General features: G+C 36.6%; 3 protein-coding genes. All 3 read left to right on the top strand.

Going from position 1 to position 2,127, the window contains the following annotated elements; all coding sequences use genetic code 11:
• The coding region (locus tag QVP67_RS05520; protein WP_288179938.1) for a DUF6557 family protein at positions 1 to 763 on the top strand (763 nt) is incomplete at its 5' end.
• Positions 764 to 799: 36 nt separating this feature from the next.
• The gene (locus tag QVP67_RS05525; protein ID WP_022162568.1) at positions 800 to 1,705 is read left to right on the top strand and encodes a WYL domain-containing protein; all 906 of its coding nucleotides are present in this window, start codon (positions 800 to 802) and stop codon (positions 1,703 to 1,705) included.
• 12 nt (positions 1,706 to 1,717) lie between these two features.
• Positions 1,718 to 2,127: hypothetical protein (locus tag QVP67_RS05530; protein ID WP_288179939.1), on the top strand; the 410-nt coding region annotated here is incomplete at its 3' end.

Here is a 2,127-nt window from a genome sequence, read left to right on the forward strand (position 1 = left end):
TGAGCAAACAGATTGGGATATTTATCGGGATGTATATCAAGACTTACAAATCCGTAAAGAAAAAGAAGGTAAATCTAAGTATGCCATTCAAATAAGTGAACGTTGGGATGAGTTGCAATTTATAGGTTTGAATTGTTGCTTATATTATGAAGAAGGAAATGATTACGACTATCGAGGAATAGGTAGCTATCCCTATTTGTCAGAGATTTTAGGCATGGAAATCATCATCAATAGCAATATTGTGCTTTCATTAGAAGAATTGACAGCAGGCTTACTTTGGGAAATTACGTATGACAAGCGTAATGGATTAATGGATGTTGATATGGAACATTTGACCTTTAAGTATTTGCTTACACGTTTCTGTTTTGATGATATTTTAAGTGATTTCAAAAGCTTGTATCAAAGGAATGCACCCAAATCGTTTCTGAAGATAGATTGGGAAGCTTATCGAAAAGTGTATCAGTATCTTCAGTTGCTTGAACCGTCAGAGTCAAAGTATTGCATCTATCTGGCATCCCGCTGGGAAGGATGCTCGCCTTTGATTGATATGAATTGTTCCATCTACGATAAAAATAGGGATGAAATTTGTCAGCCTATGGCAACATATCCTAAATGGTCGGAAATATTAGGCATGAGGATTATCATTGAATATGATATAGTAATCAGACCACAAGAACTGACCGCCGGATTGCTTTGGGAAATCACTTATTACGGAGAAATGGAAGAAATGATTCAAGAGCATCTTGAAAAACTGTTCAAATAGCTGATTTTGTAGAAGGAACTCACAAAAAGGAATAGTATGACAAAAGATTTATTCGACAAATACATCTGGTTGGTAGATACTATCTACAGAGCCGGAAAAATCACGTTTGAGGAAATTAACGAGCGTTGGCTTCGTTCACGATTGAGTGAAGGGGAAGATATTCCATTAAGGACTTTTCATAACTGGCGTATAGCCATCGAACAAGTGTTTGATATAAATATCAACTGCAACCGAAAGGGAGGTTATTACTACTATATTGAGAATGCGGATGATATGCAAAAGGGAGGTGTCCGCAACTGGTTACTTAATACGTTTGCGGTCAATAACCTGATAAACGAAAGCCATCATTTGAAACGCAGGATTCTGTTTGAAGAGATTCCTTCCGGCAGAAAATATCTCACGTCTGTTATTGAAGCCATGCGTGACGGCTTAGAAATAGAATTATATTATCAAAGCTATTGGTATGAGGAACTAAGTACCTATACGCTGCAACCTTATTGCATCAAAGTATTTAAGCAAAGATGGTATGTCATTGGTTTCTGCAAAGAACGGAATAATATCCGTACCTTTTCTTTGGATAGAATACAGCAACTGACTACTTTAGACACGAAGTTTGTTTATCCTAAAGATTTTGCCCCGGAAGCCTACTTTGCAGACTATTTCGGCATTATGATTGAAAACAAGAAACTAGAAACGATTCGGATTAAAGTCTATGGGATGCATGTACAGTATATTCGTGCTTTGCCTTTGCACCATTCCCAATACGAAATTGAGACAACGGAAGATTATTCTATCTTTGAGTACCGTATGAAAACAACCTTAGACTTCCGACAGGAATTACTTTCAAGAGGGGCGGATGTGGAGGTGCTTGCTCCTTTAACTTTTCGGGAAGAAATGATTCAATCTGTGGAGAAAATGAGTTCATTATACAATAAACAGTAATCTCACATGCAAATGAAAAAGAAATATACAGATGCTCAATCCTATTTTCAAGATTGGGCACAAGTCAAAAGGAAAGAAGTGCAAAATATGGAAGAATCCATGCGGAAAAATCCATTATATCAGAAGAAAGTGAACCCAATGGATGATGAAACTTGGTCAGAGCAATTTCATTTCATACTTCGCAAAGGACTCTCTGAAAAAGAATGGAAAGCGTATCAAAAGGGCATAAGGAAAGACCGCTTACAGATTTGGGCAATGTTCATGAATGAGAATTCGGACTACGATTATCATTATTTCTTAAATCTATTGAAATTCAAATTAGAATGGATTATTTTCTACTGGGAGAACTTTGGTCATTTAGCTCGTGCGGAACATGATATTAGCCGTATGCGAATTGCTACAAAACTTTTGTATATTATCAT

Origin of the sequence: Bacteroides sp. CAG:633 (assembly GCF_000435115.1) — a bacterium.
Lineage (GTDB): Bacteria > Bacteroidota > Bacteroidia > Bacteroidales > Bacteroidaceae > Bacteroides > Bacteroides ndongoniae.

Excerpts from the sequence above, each read along its gene's own strand:
- QVP67_RS05525 (WP_022162568.1), top strand. The coding sequence starts at position 800 with ATGACAAAAGATTTATTCGACAAATACATCTGGTTGGTAGATACTATC.